We start from the raw sequence: 22,022 nt of genomic DNA, 5'->3' as shown, positions 1-22,022 counted from the left end.
TTTCTGACAGCTCCGAGCGACAGCGCAACAGCTCCATCGCTCAGAGCCTAGCACTTAGCCCTGCAACGCACTCAGGGTCAGGTCCAGGCACTTGCGTGCCTTTGTCACCAGCTCGTCGATCTCCGCCTTGCTGATCACCAGCGGCGGCGCGATGATCATGGTGTCGCCCACGGCACGCATGATCAGCCCGTTGTCGAAGCAGAACTGGCGGCAGATCATGCCCACACCCTTGCCTTCGTAACGCTTGCGAGTGGCCTTGTCCTGCACCAGCTCGATGGCCCCCAGCAGACCGACTCCGCGCACTTCACCCACCAACGGGTGATCGTTCAGTTCGCGCAGACGTTTCTGCAAATACGGTGCCGTTTCTTCATGGGCGCGTTCGATGATTTTTTCTTCGCGCAGAATCCGGATGTTTTCCAGCCCCACCGCCGCCGCCACTGGGTGACCGGAGTAGGTGAAGCCGTGGTTGAAATCGCCGCCCTCGTTGAGCACCGCCACCACTTCGTCGCGCACGATCAGGCCACCCATCGGGATGTAGCCGGACGTCAGGCCTTTGGCGATGGTCATCATGTGTGGCTTGAGGTCGTAGAAATCGCTGCCGAACCACTGGCCGGTACGGCCGAAACCGCAGATCACTTCATCGGCCACGAACAGGATGTCGTACTTGGCGAGGATTTCCTTGATGCGCGGCCAGTAGGTGTCTGGCGGAATGATCACGCCGCCGGCGCCCTGGATCGGCTCGGCAATAAAGGCACCGACGTTGTCCACGCCGACTTCCAGAATCTTTTCTTCCAGCTGATTGGCCGCCCAGATCCCGAACTCTTCCGGGGTCATGTCGCCGCCTTCGGCGAACCAGTACGGCTGGGCGATGTGGACGATGCCCGGAATCGGCAGGTCGCCCTGTTCGTGCATGTAGGTCATGCCGCCCAGGCTTGCGCCGGCCACGGTGGAACCGTGGTAGCCGTTCTTGCGGCTGATGATGACTTTCTTGTTCGGCTGGCCCTTGATCGCCCAGTAGTGGCGAACCATGCGCAGCATGGTGTCGTTGCCTTCGGAACCGGAGCCGGTGAAGAACACGTGGTTCATGCCTTCTGGCGCCACGTCGGCGATGGCCTTGGCCAGTTCCAGCGCCGGCGGGTGCGCGGTCTGGAAGAACAGGTTGTAGTAAGGCAGTTCGCGCATCTGTTTGGCGGCAGCATCCGCCAGCTCATCGCGTCCATAACCGATCGCCACACACCACAGACCCGCCATGCCGTCGAGGATCTTGTTGCCCTCGCTGTCCCACAGGTACACGCCCTTGGCGTTGGTGATGATCCGTGGACCCTTTTCTTTCAGCTGCTTGAAGTCGCTGAACGGGGCCAGGTGGTGATCGCTGCTGAGGGCTTGCCACTCACGGGTTTGCGGGTTGTTGCTGGTCATGCCAATTCTCCTTGTTATCGGTGAAGGCGCGGCGGCTGGCCACCGCGCCCGGCGTATCAGACGGCGAAGAGCAGGTACTCACGCTCCCAGGAACTGATCACGCGCTTGAAGTTTTCATGCTCGGCCCGCTTCACCGCGACGTAGCCGGTGATGAAGGTCTTGCCCAGGTATTTCTCGATGGTCGCGCTGTTTTCCATGCGCTCCAGGGCGTCCTCGATGGTCAGCGGCAGGCGCAGGTTGCGGCGCTCGTAACCACGGCCCACGACCGGCGCGCTCGGGTTGATCCCTTCGACCATGCCGATGTAGCCGCAGAGCAGGCTCGCGGCAATCGCCAGGTACGGGTTGGCGTCGGCGCCCGGCAGGCGGTTTTCCACCCGGCGGTTCTGCGGGCCGGCATCCGGGACGCGCAGGCCCACGGTGCGGTTTTCTTCGCCCCACTCAACGTTCACCGGTGCCGAGGTGTCCGGCAGGAAGCGGCGGAACGAGTTGACGTTCGGTGCGAATAGCGGCAGCAATTCCGGGATCAGTTTCTGCAGGCCACCGATGTGGTGCAGGAACAGCTGGCTCATGGTCCCGTCGTCATTGGAGAACACGTTCTTGCCAGTCTCGATGTCGATGATGCTCTGGTGCAGGTGCATCGCACTGCCCGGCTCGCCGGTCATCGGCTTGGCCATGAAGGTCGCGGCCACGTTGTGCTTGAGGGCGGCCTCGCGCATGGTGCGTTTGAACACCAGAATCTGGTCGGCCAGGGACAGGGCATCGCCGTGACGGAAGTTGATTTCCATCTGCGCCGTGCCGTCCTCATGGATCAGCGTGTCGAGGTCCAGCTCCTGCAATTCGCACCAGTCGTAGACGTCTTCGAACAGCGGATCGAATTCGTTCGCCGCTTCGATGGAGAACGACTGGCGACCGATCTCCGGACGCCCGGAACGGCCAACTGGCGGCTGCAACGGATAGTCAGGGTCGTCGCTGCGCTTGGTCAGGTAGAACTCCATTTCCGGCGCAACGATCGGCTGCCAGCCCTTGTCGGCATAGAGTTTCAGGACTTTCTTGAGGACGTTGCGCGGCGACAGCTCGATCGGGTTGCCTTGCTTGTCGTAGGTGTCGTGGATCACCTGGGCGGTCGGCTCGATGGCCCATGGCACCAGGTACACGGCGTTCTGGTCGGGACGGCAGATCATGTCGATGTCGGCCGGGTCGAGCAGTTCGTAATAGATGTCGTCTTCGACGTAGTCGCCGGTCACGGTCTGCAACAGAACGCTCTCTGGCAGGCGCATGCCTTTTTCGGCGATGAACTTGTTGGTCGGCGAGATCTTGCCCCGGGTGATGCCGGTCAAGTCGCCGATCATGCATTCGACTTCTGTGATCTTGTGGTCTTTCAACCAATCGGTGAGCTGGTCGAGGTTGTTACTCATAAATGCCTCTGGGCTGAGTCTCCTGACAGATGTCAGGCAATGTTTGACGCACCAGGCGTCGCGTTAAAGGGCCTTGCTTGCGCGCAGTGCCGGCTTACGCCCGGCACCGCGCATAGACAATGAAGGAGGAGCTTACCTGCCCTTTACGCTGGCGTTGCATTTCCTGTGCACATCCCGGGCGTGCAGAATCACGGGCACGGCGACGGACGCGGTGCAGGCCGGGAGCAGGAAAGAGATCTATATTGAAAGGAGAACCGCTAAAGAGGATGCCCTCGCACACGTCCAGAATATCGGACGCTGGCGCTCGATCTGCCATGGGCTGGGAGATCGCTGGCACGTTGCAGGCCTTGCTGGCCGCGCTGCGGACGGACGTGTCGCCACTGATGTGATAAGCATGCAGACCGGACTGCAAAGAGCAGTCGGTGACGCCGATTAACGGCAGGCGAGACATGAAGCACCCCGGTATTATTGCTGTTATGGGTTTGATCCGAGCTTAGCCTTGTTCATTTTTTTACACAACACCCCCGTAAAAAATACAACACGGCCTGCTCAAGCCTGCGGGTGGCGCGTCCTTCACGGATAAAAAAATGCCCCAAAGTGCCCCATAAATGCCCTCGTGGCGCTTTTTCAGGGCAGAAAAGGCCTCGCTTGACTTCGGCAGGCCGTTCGGGTTGACTGAAACCAGAAAAGATCAATGATTGATATTTTTAACAACAAAGGTGTTGCATCATGTCGGTACCCCCGCGTGCCGTTCAGCTTAACGAAGCGAACGCGTTCCTTAAGGAACATCCTGAGGTTCTGTACGTTGACCTTCTGATTGCGGATATGAATGGTGTGGTGCGCGGCAAGCGCATCGAACGCACCAGCCTCCACAAGGTTTACGAGAAAGGCATCAACCTGCCGGCCTCTCTATTTGCTCTGGATATCAATGGTTCGACGGTGGAAAGCACCGGCCTGGGCCTGGACATCGGCGACGCCGACCGTATCTGCTATCCAATCCCCGATACCCTGTGCAACGAGCCATGGCAGAAGCGCCCGACCGCGCAACTGTTGATGACCATGCACGAACTCGAAGGTGACCCTTTCTTCGCCGACCCGCGCGAAGTGCTCCGTCAAGTTGTTGCAAAGTTTGACGAGCTGGGCTTGACCATCTGCGCCGCGTTCGAACTCGAGTTCTACCTGATCGACCAGGAAAACGTGAACGGCCGCCCTCAGCCGCCACGCTCGCCGATCTCCGGCAAACGCCCGCATTCGACCCAGGTTTACCTGATCGACGACCTCGACGAATACGTCGACTGCCTCCAGGACATTCTGGAAGGCGCCAAAGAGCAAGGCATCCCGGCCGACGCCATCGTCAAGGAAAGCGCCCCGGCGCAGTTCGAAGTGAACCTGCACCACGTCGCCGACCCGATCAAGGCGTGCGACTACGCGGTCCTGCTCAAGCGTCTGATCAAGAACATCGCCTACGACCATGAAATGGACACCACTTTCATGGCCAAGCCGTACCCGGGCCAGGCAGGCAACGGTCTGCACGTCCACATTTCGGTTCTCGACAAAGAAGGCAAAAACATTTTTGCCAGCGAGGATCCCGAGCAGAACGCCGCGCTGCGTCACGCGATCGGCGGTGTGCTCGAGACCCTGCCCGCGCAGATGGCTTTCCTCTGCCCGAACGTCAACTCCTACCGCCGTTTCGGCGCACAGTTCTACGTGCCGAACTCGCCGAGCTGGGGCCTGGACAACCGCACCGTGGCCCTGCGCGTACCGACCGGCTCCGCCGACGCGGTCCGCCTGGAACACCGCGTTGCCGGCGCCGACGCCAACCCGTACCTGCTGATGGCTTCGGTCCTGGCGGGCGTGCACCACGGCCTGACCAACAAGATCGAGCCACCGGCTCCGACCGAAGGCAACAGCTACGAGCAGAACGAGCAGAGCCTGCCGAACAACCTGCGCGATGCCCTGCGCGAGCTGGACGACAGCGAAGTGATGGCCAAGTACATCGATCCGAAATACATCGATATCTTCGTCGCCTGCAAAGAGAGCGAGCTGGAGGAGTTCGAACACTCCATCTCCGACCTCGAGTACAACTGGTACCTGCACACCGTTTAAGCGGACTGCAGCAAAGGAAAACGCCGTTGGCTTCTCAGCCAGCGGCGTTTTTTTATTGGCCTCTGTGGCAGACATTCAAGCTCTGCGTACAATGCCCGCTGCCCCGCAGGAGACTTTCATGACGCGTCCCGCCCCCGTCCGCAAACCCCGTGCCCGCAGTCAGGCACGGATCGATTCGATACTCGACGCCGCGCGCACGCTGCTGGCCGCCGAGGGCGTGGCGAGCCTGTCGATCTACAGCGTTGCCGAGCGCGCACAGATTCCGCCCTCCTCGGTCTACCACTTCTTCGCCAGCGTCCCGGCGCTGCTCGAAGCCCTGACGGCCGATGTACACGCAGCCTTCCGCGCCTGCCTGCAAGCGCCGATCGATCACGATGCCCTGCGCGACTGGCGTGACCTGTCGCGGCTGGTCGAGGAGCGGATGCTGGAGATCTACGGCGAGGATGCCGCCGCCCGCCAGCTGATCCTCGCGCAGCACGGCCTCACCGAAGTCACTCAGGCCGACCGCCAGCACGACCTCGAACTCGGCGACCTGATGCACAAGCTGTTCGACCATCACTTCGAACTGCCGCGACTGCCGGATGACGTCGACGTGTTCGCGCTGGCCATGGAACTGGGCGACCGCGTCTATGCCCGTTCGGTGCAGCAGCACGGACAGATCACCCCGCGCATGGCCGAGGAAGGCATGCGGGTGTTCGATGCCTATATCGGGCTGTATCTGCCGCCCTATCTGCCCAAGCGGGTTCTCTAGCGCGGCACGCGACAGGCACAAAAAACCCCGAAGGGCTCACACCCTTCGGGGTTGTTTTTGTCCCACGCCCTTACAACTTGGCGATGGACACCTCGGTGGATTTCACGAAGGCGATCACTTCGCTGCCGACCTCCAGTTCCAGCTCCTTGACCGAACGGGTGGTGATCACCGACGTGACGATGCCGGAAGCGGTCTGCACGTCGATTTCCGACAGCACGTCGCCGAGAACGATCTCCTTGATCGCGCCTTTGAACTGGTTGCGTACGTTGATGGCTTTGATAGTCATGGCATTGATTCCTGTCGTTTGCTTGAGTTATTGAGCCCAACGCAGTTGCGTAGGCAAGGGTGAAACGGGTTCCGGCGCCGGCGGTTCGCCGGGCAGGGACAACACACGGTTGAGCACTTCGGTTTCCAGCGCCGCCAGGCGATGGGAGCCACGCACCCGAGGGCGCGGCAGCTCCACTTGCAGGTCGAGACCGACTTCGCCGTCCTCGATCAGAATCACCCGGTCGGCAATCGCCACCGCTTCGCTGACGTCGTGGGTCACCAGCAGCACGGTGAAACCATGCTGTTGCCAGAGACGCTCGATCAGTTGCTGCATCTCGATCCGGGTCAGCGCATCCAGCGCGCCCAGCGGCTCGTCGAGCAGCAACAGACGCGGTTGATGGATCAGCGCCCGGGCCAACGCCACACGCTGCTTCTGCCCGCCGGACAATGCCGCCGGCCATTCATTGGCGCGATCGGCGAGGCCGACTGCATCCAGCGCCTGCAAGGCTTGCGGACGCCAGTCGCCCTTGAGACCGAGACCGACGTTGTCGATGATCTTTTTCCACGGCAGCAGCCGCGCTTCCTGGAACATCAACCGGGTGTCATCCCGCGCATCGCTAAGCGGTGCAGCCCCGGCCAGCAAATCGCCGCCGGTGGGTTGATCGAGACCGGCGAGCAGGCGCAGCAAAGTACTTTTGCCGCATCCGCTGCGCCCGACCACAGCGACGAATTGCCCCGCCGGAATGTGCAGATCGATGTCACGCAGCACTTGCCGCGAGCCGAAGGTCTTTTGCAGGTTGCGCACCGCCAGCGGAATCCCGCGCAGCAGGCGTGGAGGTTGTTGAGCGGTCATGCCGCACCTCCTTTCGCCACTTGATACGCCGGATGCCAGCGCAGCCACACACGCTCAAGGCCACGGGCCGCGAGGTCGGCCAGCTTGCCGAGCACCGCGTACAGCAGAATCGCCAGCACCACCACGTCGGTCTGCAGGAACTCGCGGGCGTTCATCGCCAGGTAACCGATGCCGGAGCTGGCAGAGATGGTTTCCGCCACGATCAGGGTCAGCCACATGAAGCCCAGAGCGAAACGCACGCCGACCAGAATCGAAGGCAACGCACCCGGCAGAATCACCTGCCAGAACAGGCTGAAACCGGACAGGCCATAACTACGCGCCATCTCAACCAACGCCGGGTCGACGTTGCGGATGCCGTGATAGGTGTTGAGGTAGATCGGGAACAGCGTGCCCAATGCCACCAGGAAAATCTTCGCCGACTCATCGATGCCGAACCACAGGATCACCAGCGGAATCAGCGCCAGGTGCGGCACGTTGCGGATCATCTGCACCGAGCTGTCGAGCAGGCGTTCGCCCCACTTCGACAGGCCGGTGATGAAGCCCAGCACCAGACCGATGCTGCCACCGATGGTGAAGCCCAGCGCGGCGCGCCAGCCGCTGATCGCCAGGTGCGTCCAGATTTCGCCGCTGCGCACCAGGCTCACGCCGGCTTCGATCACCGCCACCGGCGCCGGCAGAATCCGTGTCGACAACCAGCCTGCCGACACCGACAACTGCCACACCGCCAGCAACAACACCGGCAACGCCCAGGGCGCGAGGCTGTGGATAAATTTCTTCATGGCAGCGCCTCAGCTCTGGGACGCGGCTTTGGGGAGAATGTCGTTGGCCACCATCTCGCCGAACGGGCTGACGTAACCTGCGCTTTTCGGCAGTTCCGGACGCTCGACGTCAAGGTGCGGGAACAGCAGCTCGGCCACCCGATACGATTCTTCGAGGTGTGGATAACCGGAGAAGATGAAGGTATCGATGCCCAGATCCGCGTATTCCTTCACGCGCGCCGCCACGGTCGGGCCATCGCCGACCAGCGCCGTACCGGCACCGCCGCGCACCAGGCCGACGCCGGCCCACAGGTTCGGGCTGACTTCGAGGTTGTCGCGGCTGCCACCGTGCAGCGCAGCCATGCGTTGCTGGCCGACCGAATCGAACCGCGCCAGCGAAGCCTGGGCACGTTTGATGGTGTCGTCGTCCAGATGCGAGATCAGGCGATCCGCCGCCTGCCAGGCTTCAGCGTTGGTTTCCCGCACGATCACATGCAGACGAATGCCGAAGCGTACGGTGCGCCCGAGCTTGGCTGCTTTGGCGCGAACCTGTTCGATCTTTTCCGCCACTGCCGCCGGCGGCTCGCCCCAGGTCAAGACCATTTCCACTTGTTCGGCGGCCAGATCCTGCGCCGCTTCCGACGAACCGCCGAAATACAGCGGCGGACGCGGCTGCTGGATCGGCGGATAGAGCAATTTGGCGCCCTTCACACTGATGTGCTCGCCGTCGTAATCCACGGTTTCGCCTTCCAGCACCCGACGCCAGATCCGGGTGAATTCCACCGAGGCCTGATAGCGCGCTTCGTGATCGAGGAACAGACCGTCGCCGGCCAACTCTTCCGGATCGCCACCGGTTACCAGGTTGAACAGCGCACGACCGCCGGACAGGCGATCCAGCGTTGCCGCCTGACGCGCCGCCACCGTCGGGGAAATGATCCCGGGGCGCAGTGCGACCAGAAACTTCAGACGCTGGGTCACCGGGATCAGCGATGCCGCCACCAGCCACGAGTCCTCGCAGGAGCGGCCGGTGGGAATCAGCACGCCGCCAAAACCCAGTCGATCCGCCGCTTGCGCGACCTGTTGCAGATAGCCGTGGTCGACGGCGCGGGCGCCTTCGGCGGTGCCAAGGTAATGGCCGTCGCCGTGGGTAGGCAGGAACCAGAAGATGTTGAGGCTCATGGAGTGGTCTCCTTGGGGATTCGATTTACTGGGCTTGGGTGACCGAGCTTTGGGCCACAGCGGCCGGTGGGGTCCAGATCACGTCCTTGATGCTCAACGGCTTGGGAATCAACTTGAGCTGGTAGAAGGTGTCGGCGATTTTCTGTTGTGCGGCGACCACTTCCGGGGTCAGGAACAACGCGCCGTAGCCCTGGCGTTTCACCGAGGTCAGGGTGATGTCTGCCGGCAGGCCGAGCAGCGGCGACACCTGTTGGGTCACGTCTTCCGGGTTGGCCTTGGACCACTCGCCGACGGCGCGCACTTCTTCCACGAGGGTCTTGATCACCTCTGGATTTTTCTGTGCGTAGGGTTTGGTCGCCAGGTAGAACTGGTGGTTGTCGACGATGCCTTTGCCGTCACGCAGCGTGTGCGCTTGCAGCTGTTTCTCGGCGGCGGCCTGGTACGGGTCCCAGATGACCCAGGCGTCGACGCTGCCACGTTCGAACGCGGCGCGGGCATCGGCCGGCGGCAGGAATACGGTTTGAATGTCGGTGTACTTGAGGCCGGCGTCTTCCAGCGCACGCACCAGCAGGTAGTGAACGTTGGAGCCTTTGTTCAGGGCGACTTTCTTGCCCTTGAGATCCGCCACCGATTTGATCGGCGAGTCTTTCGGCACGAGGATCGCTTCGCTGTTCGGCGCTGGTGGCTCGTAAGCGACGTAGAGCAGATCGGCACCGGCAGCCTGGGCGAAAACCGGCGGGGTTTCGCCAGTGACGCCGAAGTCGATCGAGCCGACGTTCAGGCCTTCCAGCAGTTGCGGGCCGCCGGGGAATTCAGTCCATTGCACGTCGACGCCTTGGGCGGCGAGACGCTTTTCCAGCGTGCCTTTGGCTTTGAGCAGCACCAGCGTGCCGTATTTCTGATAACCGATCCGTAGCGTCTCGGCTTGAGCTTGAGTGATGGCGCCGAAGGACACAGCCGCAGCAAACAGAGCGACCAGACCACGACGCAAAAATACAGTGCGCATAGCGCTCTCCTTTTTGCTGTTGGGTTTTGGCTGCACCTGCTTGGCCGTTGGCGGCTGAGTAAGGTGAGTACTTCAAGTTTCGGTGTGGTTCAAATGCTCCAGCGAGCACTCAACAAACGTTCGTTCAACAGCCCCGGCTCCAGCGGCTTCGGCCGGCGGGCCATGGCGCTGACAAACTGGTCCAGCGCTTCATGCAACCGCTGCTCCAGCGCCGGCGCCAACTGCGCCTGGGCACTGCCTTCGCCGTAGGCGATCTGGCTGTCCTCGGCAAAAATCCCTTGCAGCATTTCCTGGGCCTTCAACGCCGACAGCACAGGCTTGAGGGCGTAATCGACCACCAGCATGTGGGCGATGCTGCCGCCGGTGGCCATCGGCAAAACGATCTTGTGGTTCAGCGCACGCTCGGGCAGCAGATCCAGCACGGTCTTCAGGGCGCCGGAAAACGACGCCTTGTACACCGGCGTGGCGATCAGCAGGCCATCGGCGTTTTCAATCTGTTGCAGCAGGTCGAGCACCTTCGGGCTGTCGAAGCGGGCGTGGAGCAGGTCTTCGGCCGGGAAGTCCCGCACCTGATAACTCACCACTTCCACCCCTTGCTGCTGCAACCAGCGTTGCGAGCGCTCCAGCAACACCCCGGAGCGGGAACGTTGACTGGGACTGCCACCGAGTGAGACGACCAGCATTCAGACGATTCCTTGCGCGTTACAGGCGATTCGCGGGTTGCGATCTCGCTTCGATGTCAGTGACCTTACCAGTTGATTCATATATCCATAAATCATATTTATTCATTTGGTTATTCTTTATGGAGATATGCATTTCATTTTCTTGCGGCAAAAAAACAGGCCGTCAAAGCGGCCTGAAACCCTGCATCGTGGTTACAAATTGGATGCGCGCGGCGCATTCGACGCCGCCATCGCCAGCAGGCTGGCTCCCACATGGAATGCCCACTTGTGGGAGCCAGCCTGCTGGCGATTGGACTTTATTTGTTCGGCTGTGGGGTGAGGCGCAGGTACGGTTTCACCGCGCGATAGCCCTTCGGAAAGCGCTGCTTGATTTCGTCTTCGTCCTTGAGCGACGGCACGATCACCACTTCTTCACCGTCCTGCCAGTTGGCCGGGGTGGCCACCTTGTAGTTGTCGGTGAGCTGCAGCGAATCGATCACCCGCAGGATCTCGTGGAAGTTGCGCCCGGTGCTCGCCGGGTAGGTGATGGTCAGGCGGATCTTCTTGTTCGGATCGATCACGAACAGCGAACGCACGGTCAGGGTGTCGTTGGCGTTCGGGTGGATCAGATCGTACAGATCGGACACCTTGCGATCGGCATCGGCCAGGATCGGGAAGTTGACGATGGTGTTCTGGGTTTCGTTGATGTCCTCGATCCACTTGTGGTGCGAGTCCACCGGGTCGACCGACAGGGCAATGGCTTTCACGCCGCGCTTGCTGAACTCGTCCTTGAGCTTGGCAGTGAAGCCCAGCTCGGTGGTGCAGACCGGGGTGAAGTCCGCCGGGTGGGAAAACAGCACGCCCCAGCTATCGCCCAGCCATTCGTGGAAACGAATCTTGCCGGCGCTGGAATCCTGTTCGAAATCGGGGGCGATATCGCCAAGTCTGAGGCTCATGGTGCGGCTCCTGATGAGTGGTTGGAGACCTCAACTGTAGCTCGGGATTCGATCTTCTGAAAAAGAATAAATAACTAGATATTTATATCTTTATAGAATATTAAACATCTGTTCACTGGACGTCCCGCAGCATCGCGACGAACATCGCCCTCAAGGTTCGAGAAGGCCTTGAGTTGCTGTAAAGAGGGGAACATCGGGAAAGGCTTACGGGGGTGAGCCGGACCCGAAAACGCAAAAGCCCCGTCCGGCGCGATGCCGGACGGGGCTTTTTTTACATCAGGCTTTTTACATCAGTACAGGAGCGCGCTATTACAGCAGCGGGATCGAGTAGCTGACGATCAGACGGTTTTCGTCCTGGTCGCGTTGACCCGGAATGTCGTTGCGCCAAGTAGCGTTTTTCCACATCAAGCCCAGATTCTTCAGCGGACCTTCTGGAACGACGTAACCAACGGTCAGGTCGCGTTCCCACTCGGAGCGGCCAGTGGCGTTGACACTGACCTGGTTGAAACCGACGCGGCCGGTGGTGTCGATATTATCGCCACGCAGGTAAACCACACCGGCGGTCAGGCCAGGCAGGCCGACTTTGGCGAAATCATACGAGTAGCGAGCCTGCCAGGTACGCTCGCCAGCACGACCGAACTTCTGGATTTGCATGTCAGTGATGGTGTAGTTCGAAGAACCGTCACCCTGGTTCAGCCACGGGAAGTCGCTGTTGCCGTTGCTGACCTGATAACCGCCACCGAAGGTGTGACCTGCAACGGTGTACAGGAACAGACCGCTGTACAGGTTGTTGTCGACTTTACCTTTGGTGATGCCAGTGCCGTAGTCACCGGAGGTGTAGTAGTTGGCATCGGTGCCATTTTTACCGTCGTCACGGCTGTTGAAGTAACGGAGATCAGACTTCAACACGCCCGGGCCGATTGCCCAGTTGTGCACCAGACCCAGGAAGTGTTGCTTGTAGAACTGGTCCAGATTGCCGTAGTAGTACTGGGCAGTGAGGTCTTTGGTGATTTTGTAGTCACCGCCAGCATAGATGAACTTGTTGCTGTCACGGCCATTCGCAGTACGACCGTTGGCGCCAGCGATCGACAGTTCTTCGTTGTTGCTGGAGTTACGACCTTTGACGTGCTCGATCTGACCGCCAACGAGGGTCAGGTCCTTGATGTCGCCCGAAGTGATCTGACCACCTTGGAAAGTTTGCGGCAGCAGACGACCATCGTTTGTAACGATAACCGGGTTTTTAGGCTGCAGAGTACCCAGCTTCAGTTCGGTCTGGGAGATCTTGGCCTTGGCAGTCAGACCCAGGCTGGAGAAGTTATCAACCGCTTCGCCATTGGATTTGCTCGGGAAAACAGTGCCGCCGTAGGAGCCGTAGTTGGTCGCTGTCGCCGGGGAAGCGCCGTTAGTGCCACCACCCGAGTCCAGACGCACGCCCAGCAGGCCGATGGCGTCGATACCGAAGCCTACGGTGCCTTGGGTGTAACCGGAGATGAAGCGCAGATCGAAGCCTTGGCCCCATTCTTCCTGCTTGCTTTGAACGCCTGCACGCTTGTTGGCAGGAGCGTTGACGTCGCCATCGCGGTTGTCAGTGTTGATGTAGAAGTTACGCAGCCCCAAGGTGGCCTTGCTGTCTTCGATGAAACCGGCGGCGCCTGCCTGCTGCGCCAAAACCCCTACGGCCACGGCCAGGGCCAAGGTGGACTTGTTCATGTTTCGCTCCTCTCGTTTCTAATTCTTGTGTTCCTGGTCCGGGGTCTGATGCCCCTGGATCCTAAGATGCGCGATTAGCGCCAGACCGTGACTGACAAGTCAATCGTAACCTTGTATGTCTACGACCAAGGTCTAATCGCAGTGATTTGGTCCCTGCAGGGTAAAGACTTCCTGATAAACCCAAAAAGAATTTATTAATTCTTTTTGATACCTTTCAGCTATATGGCCAGCTATTTGCCATCCTCACCGGATACAGCGTATCGGCGACTAAGCTCATTACTAAATGGTATTTGTTAGCCTTTTTTTAGATCGATTAGCTTTGACGCAACCCCGATTCGTCAAACCCTATCGAAAAGGCGACGCCATGATGGCCAAACGCGCACTATCTAGTCAATTTGTTACAGTTTGTGTGTCGGCGCTGATTTCTTTTTCAGCCCATGCCGCCAACCTCACCGTCGGCTACCAGACCGGTATCGACCCGAGCAAAGTCCCCCAGGCCGACGGCGTGTACGAGAAGGCCATCGGCGAGAAAATCGACTGGCGCCGGTTCAACAGCGGCCCGGAAGTTGTGACAGCCATCGCCTCCGGCGATGTGCAGATCGGCAACCTCGGCTCCAGCCCGCTGGCGGCCGCTGCTTCGCGCAATCTGCCGATCGTGGCCTTTATCGTCTCGGCGCAGATCAATGCCGCCGAAGCACTGGTGGTGCGTAACGGCAGCGGTATCAACAAGCCCGAAGACCTGATCGGCAAGACCATCGCCACCCCGTTCGTTTCCACCTCCCACTACAGCCTGCTCGGTGCGCTCAAGCACTGGGGCCTGGACACCTCGAAAGTCAAAGTGGTGAACCTGCAACCCGCAGAAATCGCGGCAGCCTGGAAGCGTGGCGACATCGACGGTGCCTTTGTCTGGTCGCCGGCGCTGGGTGAAATCCGCAAGACCGGCAAGACCCTGACCGATGCCGCGCAGGTCGGCCAGTGGGGCGCGCCGACCTTCGAAGTCTGGGTCGCGCGCAAGGACTTTGCCGAGAAGCATCCTGAAGTCGTGGCCAAGTTCGCCAAGGTGACTCTGGACTCGTTCGCGGATTACGCCGCCCATAAAGACAGCTGGACAGCCGACTCGGTGCCTGTACAAAAAATCGCCAAACTGACCGGTGCCAATGCTGCCGACGTACCGGAATTGCTCGCGGGTTCGGCCTTCCCGGACGCCCAGGCGCAACAGACCACGGCGCTGCTGGACGGCGGCACGGCGAGGGCGATTGGTGAGACGGCGAAATTCTTGAAGGAACAGGGCAAGGTCGAAAGTGTTCTGCCTGACTACTCGCCGTATGTCAGTGCGAAGTTTGTAGCCGAATAAACGCTATCGCGAGCAAGCTCGCTCCCTCACAGGCTCAGTGAACCTTTGTGGGAGCGGCCCTGCTCGCGATGAGGGCGTCACATCACAGAGACTTTTCGAAGATCTTCGAATTGCGCTGATAGTTATAAAGAGAAGCCCGAGCTGCCGGCAGGCGCTCGACGCTGCTCGGTTCGAAACCGCGCTCGCGGAACCAGTGGGCAGTGCGGGTGGTGAGGACGAACAGAGTCTTCAAACCCTGCGCCCGGGCACGGGTCTCGATGCGTTCGAGCAATTCGTCGCCGCGACCGCCATGGCGATACTCGGGATTCACCGCCAGGCACGCCAGCTCGCCGGCATCCGAATCGGCAATCTGATACAGCGCCGCACAGGCGATGATCATCCCTTCACGCTCGACCACGCTGAACTGCTCGATTTCGCGTTCCAGCACTTCGCGCGAGCGACGCACCAGAATGCCCTGCTCTTCCAGCGGGCTGATCAGATCGAGCAAACCGCCGACGTCTTCGATCGCCGCCTCGCGCACCAGTTCGAATTGCTCCTGGGCCACCAGCGTACCGCCACCGTCACGGGTGAACAGTTCAGTCAGCAGCGCACCATCCTCGGCATAACTGACGATATGGCTGCGCGCCACACCGCCACGGCAGGCTTCAGCGGCGGCATCCAGCAGTTCCGCCTGATAGTTGCTGCCCAGACGCTGCAAATGCGCCGGCACCTGCTGCGGACGCAGCTCGCGCACCAGTTTGCCGTTTTCGTCGATCAGACCGAGGTCGGCACCGAACAGCAGCAGCTTGTCGGCGCCCAGATCGATGGCGGCGCGGGTGGCGACGTCTTCGCAGGCCAGGTTGAAGATTTCACCGGTCGGCGAATAACCCAGCGGAGACAGCAGCACGATGGAGCGCTCGTCGAGCAGGCGGTTGATGCCTTTGCGGTCGACCCGGCGCACTTCGCCGGTGTGGTGGTAGTCGACGCCTTCCAGCACGCCGATCGGCCGCGCCGTAACAAGGTTGCCGCTGGCCACCCGCAGGCGCGAGCCCTGCATCGGCGAGGAAGCCATGTCCATCGACAGCCGCGCTTCGATAGCGATGCGCAACTGGCCGACCGCGTCGATCACGCACTCCAGCGTCGCGGCATCGGTGATGCGCATGCCGTGGTGGTAATGCGGGGTCAGGCCGCGGGCGGCAAGGCGGGTTTCGATCTGCGGACGGGAACCATGAACCAGCACCAGCCGCACGCCGAGGCTGTGCAGCAGCACGATGTCATGGACGATGTTGCCGAAATTCGGATGCTCCACGCCGTCGCCCGGAAGCATGACAACGAAGGTGCAATCGCGGTGAGCATTGATATAAGGAGACGCGTGGCGAAGCCAATTGACGTATTCGGGCATGAACCTGGGCCTGTAATAAATAGCAGCCGGAAAAAGGGCAGAACGGAAAACGCACAGCGGGCTGATGGTTATCGTCGGAACAGGCTTGGCGACACGCGCGCTCTCCTCATGAATACGGGTGGGTGTGTGGGCAATTTATACAGCTTTGAGACAGTAATGTTCGATCAACTGCCGCAATAGATGCACGGTAGGCTGCAAACGTGACATTTCGAGGTACTCGTCCGGCTGGTGCGCACAGGCGATGTCGCCAGGGCCGAGCACGATGGTTTCGCAGCCAAGGCGCTGAAGATAAGGCGCTTCGGTGCCGAACGCTACCGCTTCGGCCGTATGGCCGGTGAGTTTTTCGGCAATTCGCACCAGTTCCGCGTCTTCGGCCTGCTCGAACGGCGGCACTTCGGGAAACAGCGGCGCGTAATCGATTTTCACCTGATGGCGTTCGGCGACCGGGTTGAGTTTGCGCAGAATCTCGCTGCGCAAGAGCTTGGGGTCCATTCCCGGCAACGGCCGCAGGTCGAACTCCAGCGAACACTGACCGCAGATGCGGTTGGGGTTGTCGCCACCGTGGATGCAGCCGAAGTTCATGGTCGGCTGCGGCACGCTGAACTGCGGGTTGTTGAATTCGCGCTGCCACAGCAGGCGCAGGCCGCGCAGTTCGCCGATGGCATCGTGCATCGCTTCGAGGGCGCTGTGCCCCAGGCGCGGATCCGACGAATGGCCGCTCTGCCCAAGGATATCGATGCGCTCCATCATGATGCCTTTGTGCATGCGGATTGGTTTGAGCCCGGTCGGCTCGCCGATCACCGCAGCCCGGCCCAGCGGTCGCCCCGCTTCGGCCAGCGCACGGGCACCGGACATCGAGCTTTCTTCATCGCAGGTGGCGAGGATCAGCAGCGGTTGTTTGAACGGCTGATCGAGCAGCGGTTGCACGGCTTCGATGATCAGGGCGAAAAAGCCCTTCATGTCGCAGCTGCCGAGGCCGACCCAGCGGCCGTCGACTTCGGTGAGTTTCAGCGGGTCGGTTTTCCACAGCGCATCGTCGTACGGCACCGTGTCGCTGTGCCCGGCCAGCACCAGCCCGCCGGGGCCGCTGCCAAAACTGGCGAGCAGGTTGAATTTTCCGGAGCTGACCTGCTGGATGTCGCAGCTGAAACCGAGGTCGCCGAGCCAGCCCGCGAGCAGATCGATCACCGCCCGGTTGGACTGATCGAGCCGCGGCTGAGTGCAACTGACCGACGGCGCGGCGATCAGTGCAGCGAACTGGTCTTGCATGGACGGCAAAGGCATCGCTGACTCCAACTCCCGGATTGAGGTTCATCATAGAACCATCCGGCGCCGAGAATAAACCGCCGCAAAGCGTAGGAAGGTTCAGTCCTGTACACTGCACGGCCTTGGCAGCCACACATTCCCCCGGCTGCGCTCCCGATCCTGGATTTTCCGGCCATGCAGAAAGAAACCGAAATCAAACTCCGCGTCAGCCGCGAAACCCTCGCCGCCCTGCGCGAGCACCCTCTCCTGAAAAAACGCAACAAAAGTGGCTGGGAACGCCGTGAGTTGATGAATCAGTACTTCGACACGCCTGAGCGTGACCTGGCCCGGGCCAAGGTTGCCCTGCGCCTGCGCAAGGACGGCGAAGAGGTGATTCAGACCCTCAAGACCCGTGGCCAGAGCGTTGCCGGTCTGTCCGAGCGTAACGAGTACGACTGGAACCTGCCCAAAGCCAAGCTCGACGTGAAGAAACTCGACGGCGAATGCTGGCCCGAGTCCCTCGCCGAGCTGGACAAGAAAACCCTGAAGCCGATCTTCACCACCGATTTCGTCCGCGAGCGCGCCGAAATCGCCTGGGGCCGTGGCAAGACCAAAGTGGTCATTGAAGCTGCGCTGGACCTGGGCCACGTGGTGGTCGGCAAGCAGAAAGAAGAAATCTGCGAGCTGGAACTGGAATTGCGCGAAGGCGAACCTGCCGCGCTGCTGGAACTGGCCGCCGAGCTGGCCGAAACCCTGGCCCTGATGCCGTGCGACATCAGCAAGGCCGAGCGCGGCTACCGCCTGTACGACGCCAACAGCTACTCGCTTAGCCTGCCGGCGCCGGCCATTACCGCTGAAACCCCGCTGGACGACGCCTTCGCCGCCCTGGCCTGGCACTTGCTCGGCAGCAGTCAGCGTCTGGCCGAACAGTATCGTTTCAACGGCCACTGGCGCCTGTTGCAGGACTGGGTCGAGAACCTCGCGGAAATGCGTGCCCTGCTGAGCAGCCTCGGCCAGGCCGCACCGCGTCCGTCGACCCACGACTTGCGCGTGGCGCTGGATGCCCTGCTGGAAGACTGGCGCCCGCTGGTGCAGGTCGGCATCGAAGACGAAGACGTGCGCAAAGCCGCACCGGAGCAGTTCCTCGAAGAACTGGAAGATCCGCGCTGGGGCCTGTTCTCGCTGAACGCTTCGCGCTGGTTGCTGGCCCGCACCTGGGCGGCTGACCGCAACACCCGTGGCAATCGCCAGGGTGCCGCGCAGTTGCAAAGCTGGCTGCCGCGCCTGCTGGGCGAAGAAGCCACTTCGCTGCAATTGCAGCGTTATCAGCAGCAGCCGGAAGATCTGGCCGAGCAACTGCCGCGCATTGAACGCATACAGGTCTGGCTGCACCACGCGCGCAACGTGCTGGACATCCCGGAAATGGATCGGCTGTACGGCGAGCTGAACAAACTGGCGCAACTGGCCAACGAGCCGACCATCACCGACGAACTGCTCGATGCGCGCAAGCATCAGGCGATTGCGGTGTACCAGAATCGCGCCTGGAAAATGCTGCTGCGCATGTAACACCGGCGAAAGATCGTTCCCACGTCGAGGCGTCGAACCGCCTGCGTGGGAATGCAGCCCGGGACGCTCCGCGTCCCAAAGCGGACGCAGAGCGTCCATTGAGGCATTCCCACGCGGAGCGTGGGAACGATCATCCCCTGCGTGATCAGCGCAGTACCGGCAAACTGGTCGTGGACTTGATCTCCGACAGCGCCACAATCGAGTTCACTTCCTGAATCCCCGGCACCAGTGACAGCTTCTCGAAGAAGAACCGCTCATAAGCCTCGATGTCCGCCGCGACAATCCGCAACAGAAAATCCACCGCTCCCATCAGCACGTAACACTCCAGAACTTCGGGAAAACCGCGAATCGCCTCGGTGAATTCGGTGAAGTTCGAACGGCCGTGGGCGTTGAGTTTGATCTCGGCAAAGATCTGCGTGTTCAGACCGATCTTCTTGCGATCGAGCAAAGTCACCTGGCCACGAATGATCCCCTCCTCCTTCATCCGCTGAATCCGTCGCCAGCACGGCGATTGCGACAGCCCCACCTGCTCGGCGATCTGTGCGCTGGACAAGGAAGCGTCCTCTTGCAGCAGGGCGAGAATGCGCCGGTCGTAGCTGTCCAGCTCGCTGTGCATAAATAATCCTCAAAAGAAGCCAATAGCGAATTGATTCCACCAATCAACCGCCTGATCAGCTCATCTTAGACAAGAAATGCCCGGCATCGGATGTAAAAATTCCTCCACTGATTCCGGAGACCTCCCATGCCACACCTCGAAGCCGTCAACACCCCTGCGCCCCGTGCCGATGTGTGGAACGCCAGCAACGCCCATTGCCTCGCGCAGTACCAGATCCTGGCCGAGGCCGAGCCGGATTTGCTGGTGCGGGTCCTGAACCTGTTCGCCTTGCAGTGCCTCACCCCGGAACAGGTCAATGTCCAGCGGCTGGACGATCTGCTGTCGATCGACATCGTCATGAGCGGCCTGAGCTGGCACCGCGCCCAGGTGATCGCGGAAAAACTTCGTAACCTGATCAGCATCTGCTCGGTGAACCTGCAAAACCCCGACGCGGCGTGGGATGCACCGGCGCAGGCGGCCGGCTGACAAGAACCGAAACGTCTTCGTCGGGTAGTGGCCCAACGGTCGGCAGGGCCACGACTATCCTTTGCGCACTGTCGTTCAAAAGGAGCCCGCATGTCCGTTCAACTCGCCACTCAGGACCGCTGGCTGGATCTCAATGAGGTACTGCGTGAACTGGTCGCCCAAGGGTTCATCTGCCAGGACTCGGCCGAGCAGGCGCTGAATGCCCGGCGCCGGCATGCCGCCCACGGCCAGAAGCACCCCCTGGAATTCATCGCCAGCCAGCAACTGGACGACCTCAGCCGTCCGGGCAAACACCTCGACCTGGAAAGCCTGACCCTGTGGCTGGCGCAGCAGGCCGGCCAGCCGTACCTGCGGATCGATCCGCTGAAGATCAACGTCGCGGCCATCACGCCGCTGATGTCCTATGCCTTTGCCCAGCGCCACAAGATTCTCGCGGTGTCGGTCGACCGCGACGCGGTGACCGTGGCCAGCGCCCAGCCCTATGTCAGCGGCTGGGAGGCGGACCTGACTCACGTCCTGAAACTGCCGATCAAACGGGTGGTGGCCAACCCGGCGGACATCCAGCGTTTCAGCGTCGAATTCTTCCGCCTCGCCAAATCGGTCAGCGGCGCCAGCAATGCCGATGCGCAGAGCGGCAACCTCGGCAACTTCGAACAACTGCTCAACCTCGGCGCCAGCGATCAGGAACCGGACGCCAACGACGCGCACATCGTCAACATCGTCGACTGGCTGTTCCAGTACGCCTTCCAGCAGCGGGCGAGCGACATCCACATCGAACCCCGGCGCGATCAAGGCACCGTTCGCTTTCGCATCGACGGCGTGCTGCACAACGTCTATCAATTTCCGCCGCAGGTGACGATGGCCATTGTCAGCCGCCTGAAAAGCCTTGGCCGGATGAACGTCGCCGAGAAGCGCAAACCCCAGGACGGCCGCGTCAAGACCAAAACCCCGGACGGCGGTGAGGTCGAGTTGCGCCTGTCGACCCTGCCCACCGCGTTCGGCGAAAAAATGGTGATGCGGATCTTCGACCCGGAAGTGCTGCTCAAGGATTTCGATCAGCTGGGGTTTTCCACCGAAGACCTGAGGCGCTGGCAGGACATGACCCGCCAGCCCAACGGCATCATCCTGGTCACCGGCCCGACCGGCTCCGGCAAGACCACGACGCTGTACACCACACTGAAAAAACTGGCGACTCCGGAGGTCAACCTCTGCACCATCGAGGACCCGATCGAGATGGTCGAGCCGGCCTTCAACCAGATGCAGGTCCAGCACAACATCGACCTGACGTTCGCCGCCGGCGTGCGCGCGCTGATGCGGCAGGACCCGGACATCATCATGATCGGCGAGATCCGTGACCTGGAGACCGCCGAAATGGCGATCCAGGCGGCGTTGACCGGGCACCTGGTGCTCTCGACCCTGCACACCAACGATGCGCCGAGCGCCATCAGCCGTCTGCTGGAACTCGGCGTGCCGCATTACCTGATCAAGGCCACCGTGCTCGGCGTGATGGCGCAACGATTGGTGCGAACACTGTGCCCGCACTGCAAGGCGCCGCTGACTCTTGATGAAGAAGACTGGCAAACCCTGACCCGGCCGTGGCAGGCGCCGCTGCCGGGCAATGCGCAACGGGCCATCGGTTGCCTGGAGTGTCGCGACACCGGTTATCACGGGCGCGCCGGGGTCTACGAAATCATGCAACTGACCGACAGCCTCAAGGCCTTGATCAGCCCCGACACCGACCTCACCGCGATCCGCCGACAGGCGTTCAAGGAAGGCATGCGCAGCCTGCGATTGTCCGGCGCGCAGAAAGTTGCTGCGGGGCTGACAACCCTTGAGGAAGTGCTGCGGGTGACGCCACAGAGCGAGCAGAAATAGCCGCTCACGGAACCGGATCGGGGAAACGGCGATCCAACCGGTTATTCAACACCAGTGGAGTCACCCAACATGCGTCTCAAACTTGCTGTCGCCACCCTTGCCCTGCTGTCTCTGCCCGTCGGTTCGGCAATGGCCGACAGCTTTTGGCGTAACGTCATTTCGTCCGGTGCCACCACCGGCTCGACCTACCTGACCTTCAAGGATCACAAACTGATCGTTGCCGCCCAGGACGATGCCGGCAGCTTCGTCGCCAGCGACGGCGGTATCCGTGGCCCGTACCTGGAAGCCGCGATGCAGAAAGTCCGCGCCGACAACCCGGGCCTGCAGGCAACGGACATGGAACTGGCGAACGCGATTCTGGCGAAGAACGCCGTGGCGTCGGAATAACCTTCCGGACAGACAAAAATGCCGCTCACACGAGCGGCATTTTTTTGCCCG

The 22,022-nt window shown here is 61.2% G+C and carries 21 protein-coding genes; 7 read left to right on the top strand and 14 right to left on the bottom strand.

Translation table 11 applies throughout. The features are described 5' to 3' along the window. Positions 1-54: 54 nt before the first annotated feature. The 3 genes from GQX66_RS13375 to GQX66_RS13365 form a co-directional block, all read right to left on the bottom strand. Positions 55-1,419: an aspartate aminotransferase family protein gene (locus GQX66_RS13375; RefSeq protein ID WP_011336447.1), complete on the bottom strand. Its 1,365-nt coding sequence runs from the start codon at positions 1,417-1,419 to the stop codon at positions 55-57. A 56-nt stretch (positions 1,420-1,475) separates the two neighbouring features. Beyond that, positions 1,476-2,834, bottom strand: coding sequence for a glutamine synthetase family protein (locus GQX66_RS13370; protein WP_011336448.1), 1,359 nt, complete (start codon positions 2,832-2,834; stop codon positions 1,476-1,478). 94 nt (positions 2,835-2,928) lie between these two features. Continuing rightward, positions 2,929-3,285, bottom strand: a complete 357-nt coding sequence (locus GQX66_RS13365; protein ID WP_129972266.1) for a gamma-glutamyl-gamma-aminobutyrate hydrolase family protein — start codon at positions 3,283-3,285, stop codon at positions 2,929-2,931. Positions 3,286-3,563: 278 nt separating this feature from the next. On the opposite strand from GQX66_RS13365, the gene GQX66_RS13360 reads away from it, so the two are divergent. Together GQX66_RS13360 and GQX66_RS13355 are read left to right on the top strand one after the other, a co-directional pair. Beyond that, positions 3,564-4,940, top strand: a complete 1,377-nt coding sequence (locus GQX66_RS13360; protein ID WP_011336449.1) for a glutamine synthetase family protein — start codon at positions 3,564-3,566, stop codon at positions 4,938-4,940. A 118-nt stretch (positions 4,941-5,058) separates the two neighbouring features. After that, positions 5,059-5,691, top strand: coding sequence for a TetR/AcrR family transcriptional regulator (locus tag GQX66_RS13355; RefSeq protein ID WP_085746732.1), 633 nt, complete (start codon positions 5,059-5,061; stop codon positions 5,689-5,691). Between the two features lie 70 nt (positions 5,692-5,761). On the opposite strand, the gene GQX66_RS13350 is transcribed toward GQX66_RS13355, so the two are convergent. The 8 genes from GQX66_RS13350 to GQX66_RS13315 all read right to left on the bottom strand — a co-directional run bounded on the left by GQX66_RS13350 (position 5,762) and on the right by GQX66_RS13315 (position 13,082). Then, complete coding sequence (locus tag GQX66_RS13350) at positions 5,762-5,977, bottom strand: TOBE domain-containing protein (RefSeq protein ID WP_007953520.1); 216 nt, start codon at positions 5,975-5,977, stop codon at positions 5,762-5,764. Between the two features lie 27 nt (positions 5,978-6,004). Then, positions 6,005-6,811: an aliphatic sulfonates ABC transporter ATP-binding protein gene (gene ssuB, locus GQX66_RS13345; RefSeq protein WP_102685820.1), complete on the bottom strand. Its 807-nt coding sequence runs from the start codon at positions 6,809-6,811 to the stop codon at positions 6,005-6,007. Further along, positions 6,808-7,590 (bottom strand): aliphatic sulfonate ABC transporter permease SsuC, encoded by a 783-nt coding sequence (ssuC, locus tag GQX66_RS13340; RefSeq protein WP_011336451.1) that lies wholly within the window; start codon positions 7,588-7,590, stop codon positions 6,808-6,810. Before ssuC ends, ssuB begins: the two co-directional genes overlap by 4 nt. Before the next feature lie 9 nt (positions 7,591-7,599). Beyond that, positions 7,600-8,748 (bottom strand): FMNH2-dependent alkanesulfonate monooxygenase, encoded by a 1,149-nt coding sequence (ssuD, locus tag GQX66_RS13335; protein WP_011336452.1) that lies wholly within the window; start codon positions 8,746-8,748, stop codon positions 7,600-7,602. A gap of 25 nt (positions 8,749-8,773) precedes the next feature. Further along, positions 8,774-9,754, bottom strand: a complete 981-nt coding sequence (locus GQX66_RS13330; RefSeq protein ID WP_007953529.1) for a sulfonate ABC transporter substrate-binding protein — start codon at positions 9,752-9,754, stop codon at positions 8,774-8,776. 89 nt (positions 9,755-9,843) lie between these two features. After that, entirely contained in the window at positions 9,844-10,437 is a 594-nt protein-coding gene (gene ssuE, locus GQX66_RS13325; protein ID WP_011336454.1) for an NADPH-dependent FMN reductase, read from the bottom strand. A 296-nt stretch (positions 10,438-10,733) separates the two neighbouring features. Next, positions 10,734-11,372 carry a peroxiredoxin gene (locus GQX66_RS13320; protein ID WP_016772650.1) on the bottom strand — a complete coding sequence of 213 codons (639 nt, stop codon included), beginning with the start codon at positions 11,370-11,372 and terminating at the stop codon, positions 10,734-10,736. A gap of 309 nt (positions 11,373-11,681) precedes the next feature. After that, positions 11,682-13,082, bottom strand: coding sequence for an OprD family porin (locus GQX66_RS13315; RefSeq protein ID WP_102717349.1), 1,401 nt, complete (start codon positions 13,080-13,082; stop codon positions 11,682-11,684). Positions 13,083-13,449: 367 nt separating this feature from the next. Here GQX66_RS13315 and tauA point away from each other — a divergent pair, with 367 nt between their 5' ends. Beyond that, positions 13,450-14,436, top strand: coding sequence for a taurine ABC transporter substrate-binding protein (gene tauA, locus GQX66_RS13310; protein ID WP_240869849.1), 987 nt, complete (start codon positions 13,450-13,452; stop codon positions 14,434-14,436). A gap of 82 nt (positions 14,437-14,518) precedes the next feature. On the opposite strand, the gene argA is transcribed toward tauA, so the two are convergent. Next, positions 14,519-15,817 (bottom strand): amino-acid N-acetyltransferase, encoded by a 1,299-nt coding sequence (gene argA / locus GQX66_RS13305; protein WP_007951778.1) that lies wholly within the window; start codon positions 15,815-15,817, stop codon positions 14,519-14,521. 135 nt (positions 15,818-15,952) lie between these two features. Further along, positions 15,953-17,101, bottom strand: coding sequence for an acetylornithine deacetylase (argE, locus tag GQX66_RS13300; RefSeq protein WP_240869658.1), 1,149 nt, complete (start codon positions 17,099-17,101; stop codon positions 15,953-15,955). Between the two features lie 156 nt (positions 17,102-17,257). Here argE and GQX66_RS13295 point away from each other — a divergent pair, with 156 nt between their 5' ends. Further along, positions 17,258-18,628, top strand: a complete 1,371-nt coding sequence (locus GQX66_RS13295) for a CYTH domain-containing protein (RefSeq protein WP_240869656.1) — start codon at positions 17,258-17,260, stop codon at positions 18,626-18,628. Between the two features lie 145 nt (positions 18,629-18,773). Here the strand turns inward: GQX66_RS13295 and GQX66_RS13290 are convergent, their stop codons facing one another. Beyond that, a complete protein-coding gene (locus GQX66_RS13290; RefSeq protein ID WP_007951785.1) occupies positions 18,774-19,244 on the bottom strand; it encodes an Lrp/AsnC family transcriptional regulator in 471 nt (156 codons plus the stop codon). A 126-nt stretch (positions 19,245-19,370) separates the two neighbouring features. Here GQX66_RS13290 and GQX66_RS13285 point away from each other — a divergent pair, with 126 nt between their 5' ends. The 3 genes from GQX66_RS13285 (at position 19,371) to GQX66_RS13275 (ending at position 21,971) form a co-directional block, all read left to right on the top strand. Next, entirely contained in the window at positions 19,371-19,709 is a 339-nt protein-coding gene (locus GQX66_RS13285; protein ID WP_240869654.1) for a hypothetical protein, read from the top strand. Between the two features lie 90 nt (positions 19,710-19,799). Beyond that, positions 19,800-21,584 carry a type II/IV secretion system protein gene (locus GQX66_RS13280; RefSeq protein WP_240869652.1) on the top strand — a complete coding sequence of 595 codons (1,785 nt, stop codon included), beginning with the start codon at positions 19,800-19,802 and terminating at the stop codon, positions 21,582-21,584. Between the two features lie 69 nt (positions 21,585-21,653). Then, on the top strand, positions 21,654-21,971 hold the full coding sequence (locus GQX66_RS13275; protein WP_007951791.1) for a DUF2388 domain-containing protein: 318 nt from the start codon (positions 21,654-21,656) through the stop codon (positions 21,969-21,971). The last annotated feature ends 51 nt before the right edge of the window (positions 21,972-22,022 follow it).

The sequence above is a fragment of the Pseudomonas sp. B707 genome (assembly GCF_022496685.1).
GTDB classification, from domain to species: Bacteria; Pseudomonadota; Gammaproteobacteria; order Pseudomonadales; family Pseudomonadaceae; genus Aquipseudomonas; species Aquipseudomonas paraglycinae.
This window is presented reverse-complemented; position numbering and strand designations above follow the sequence as displayed.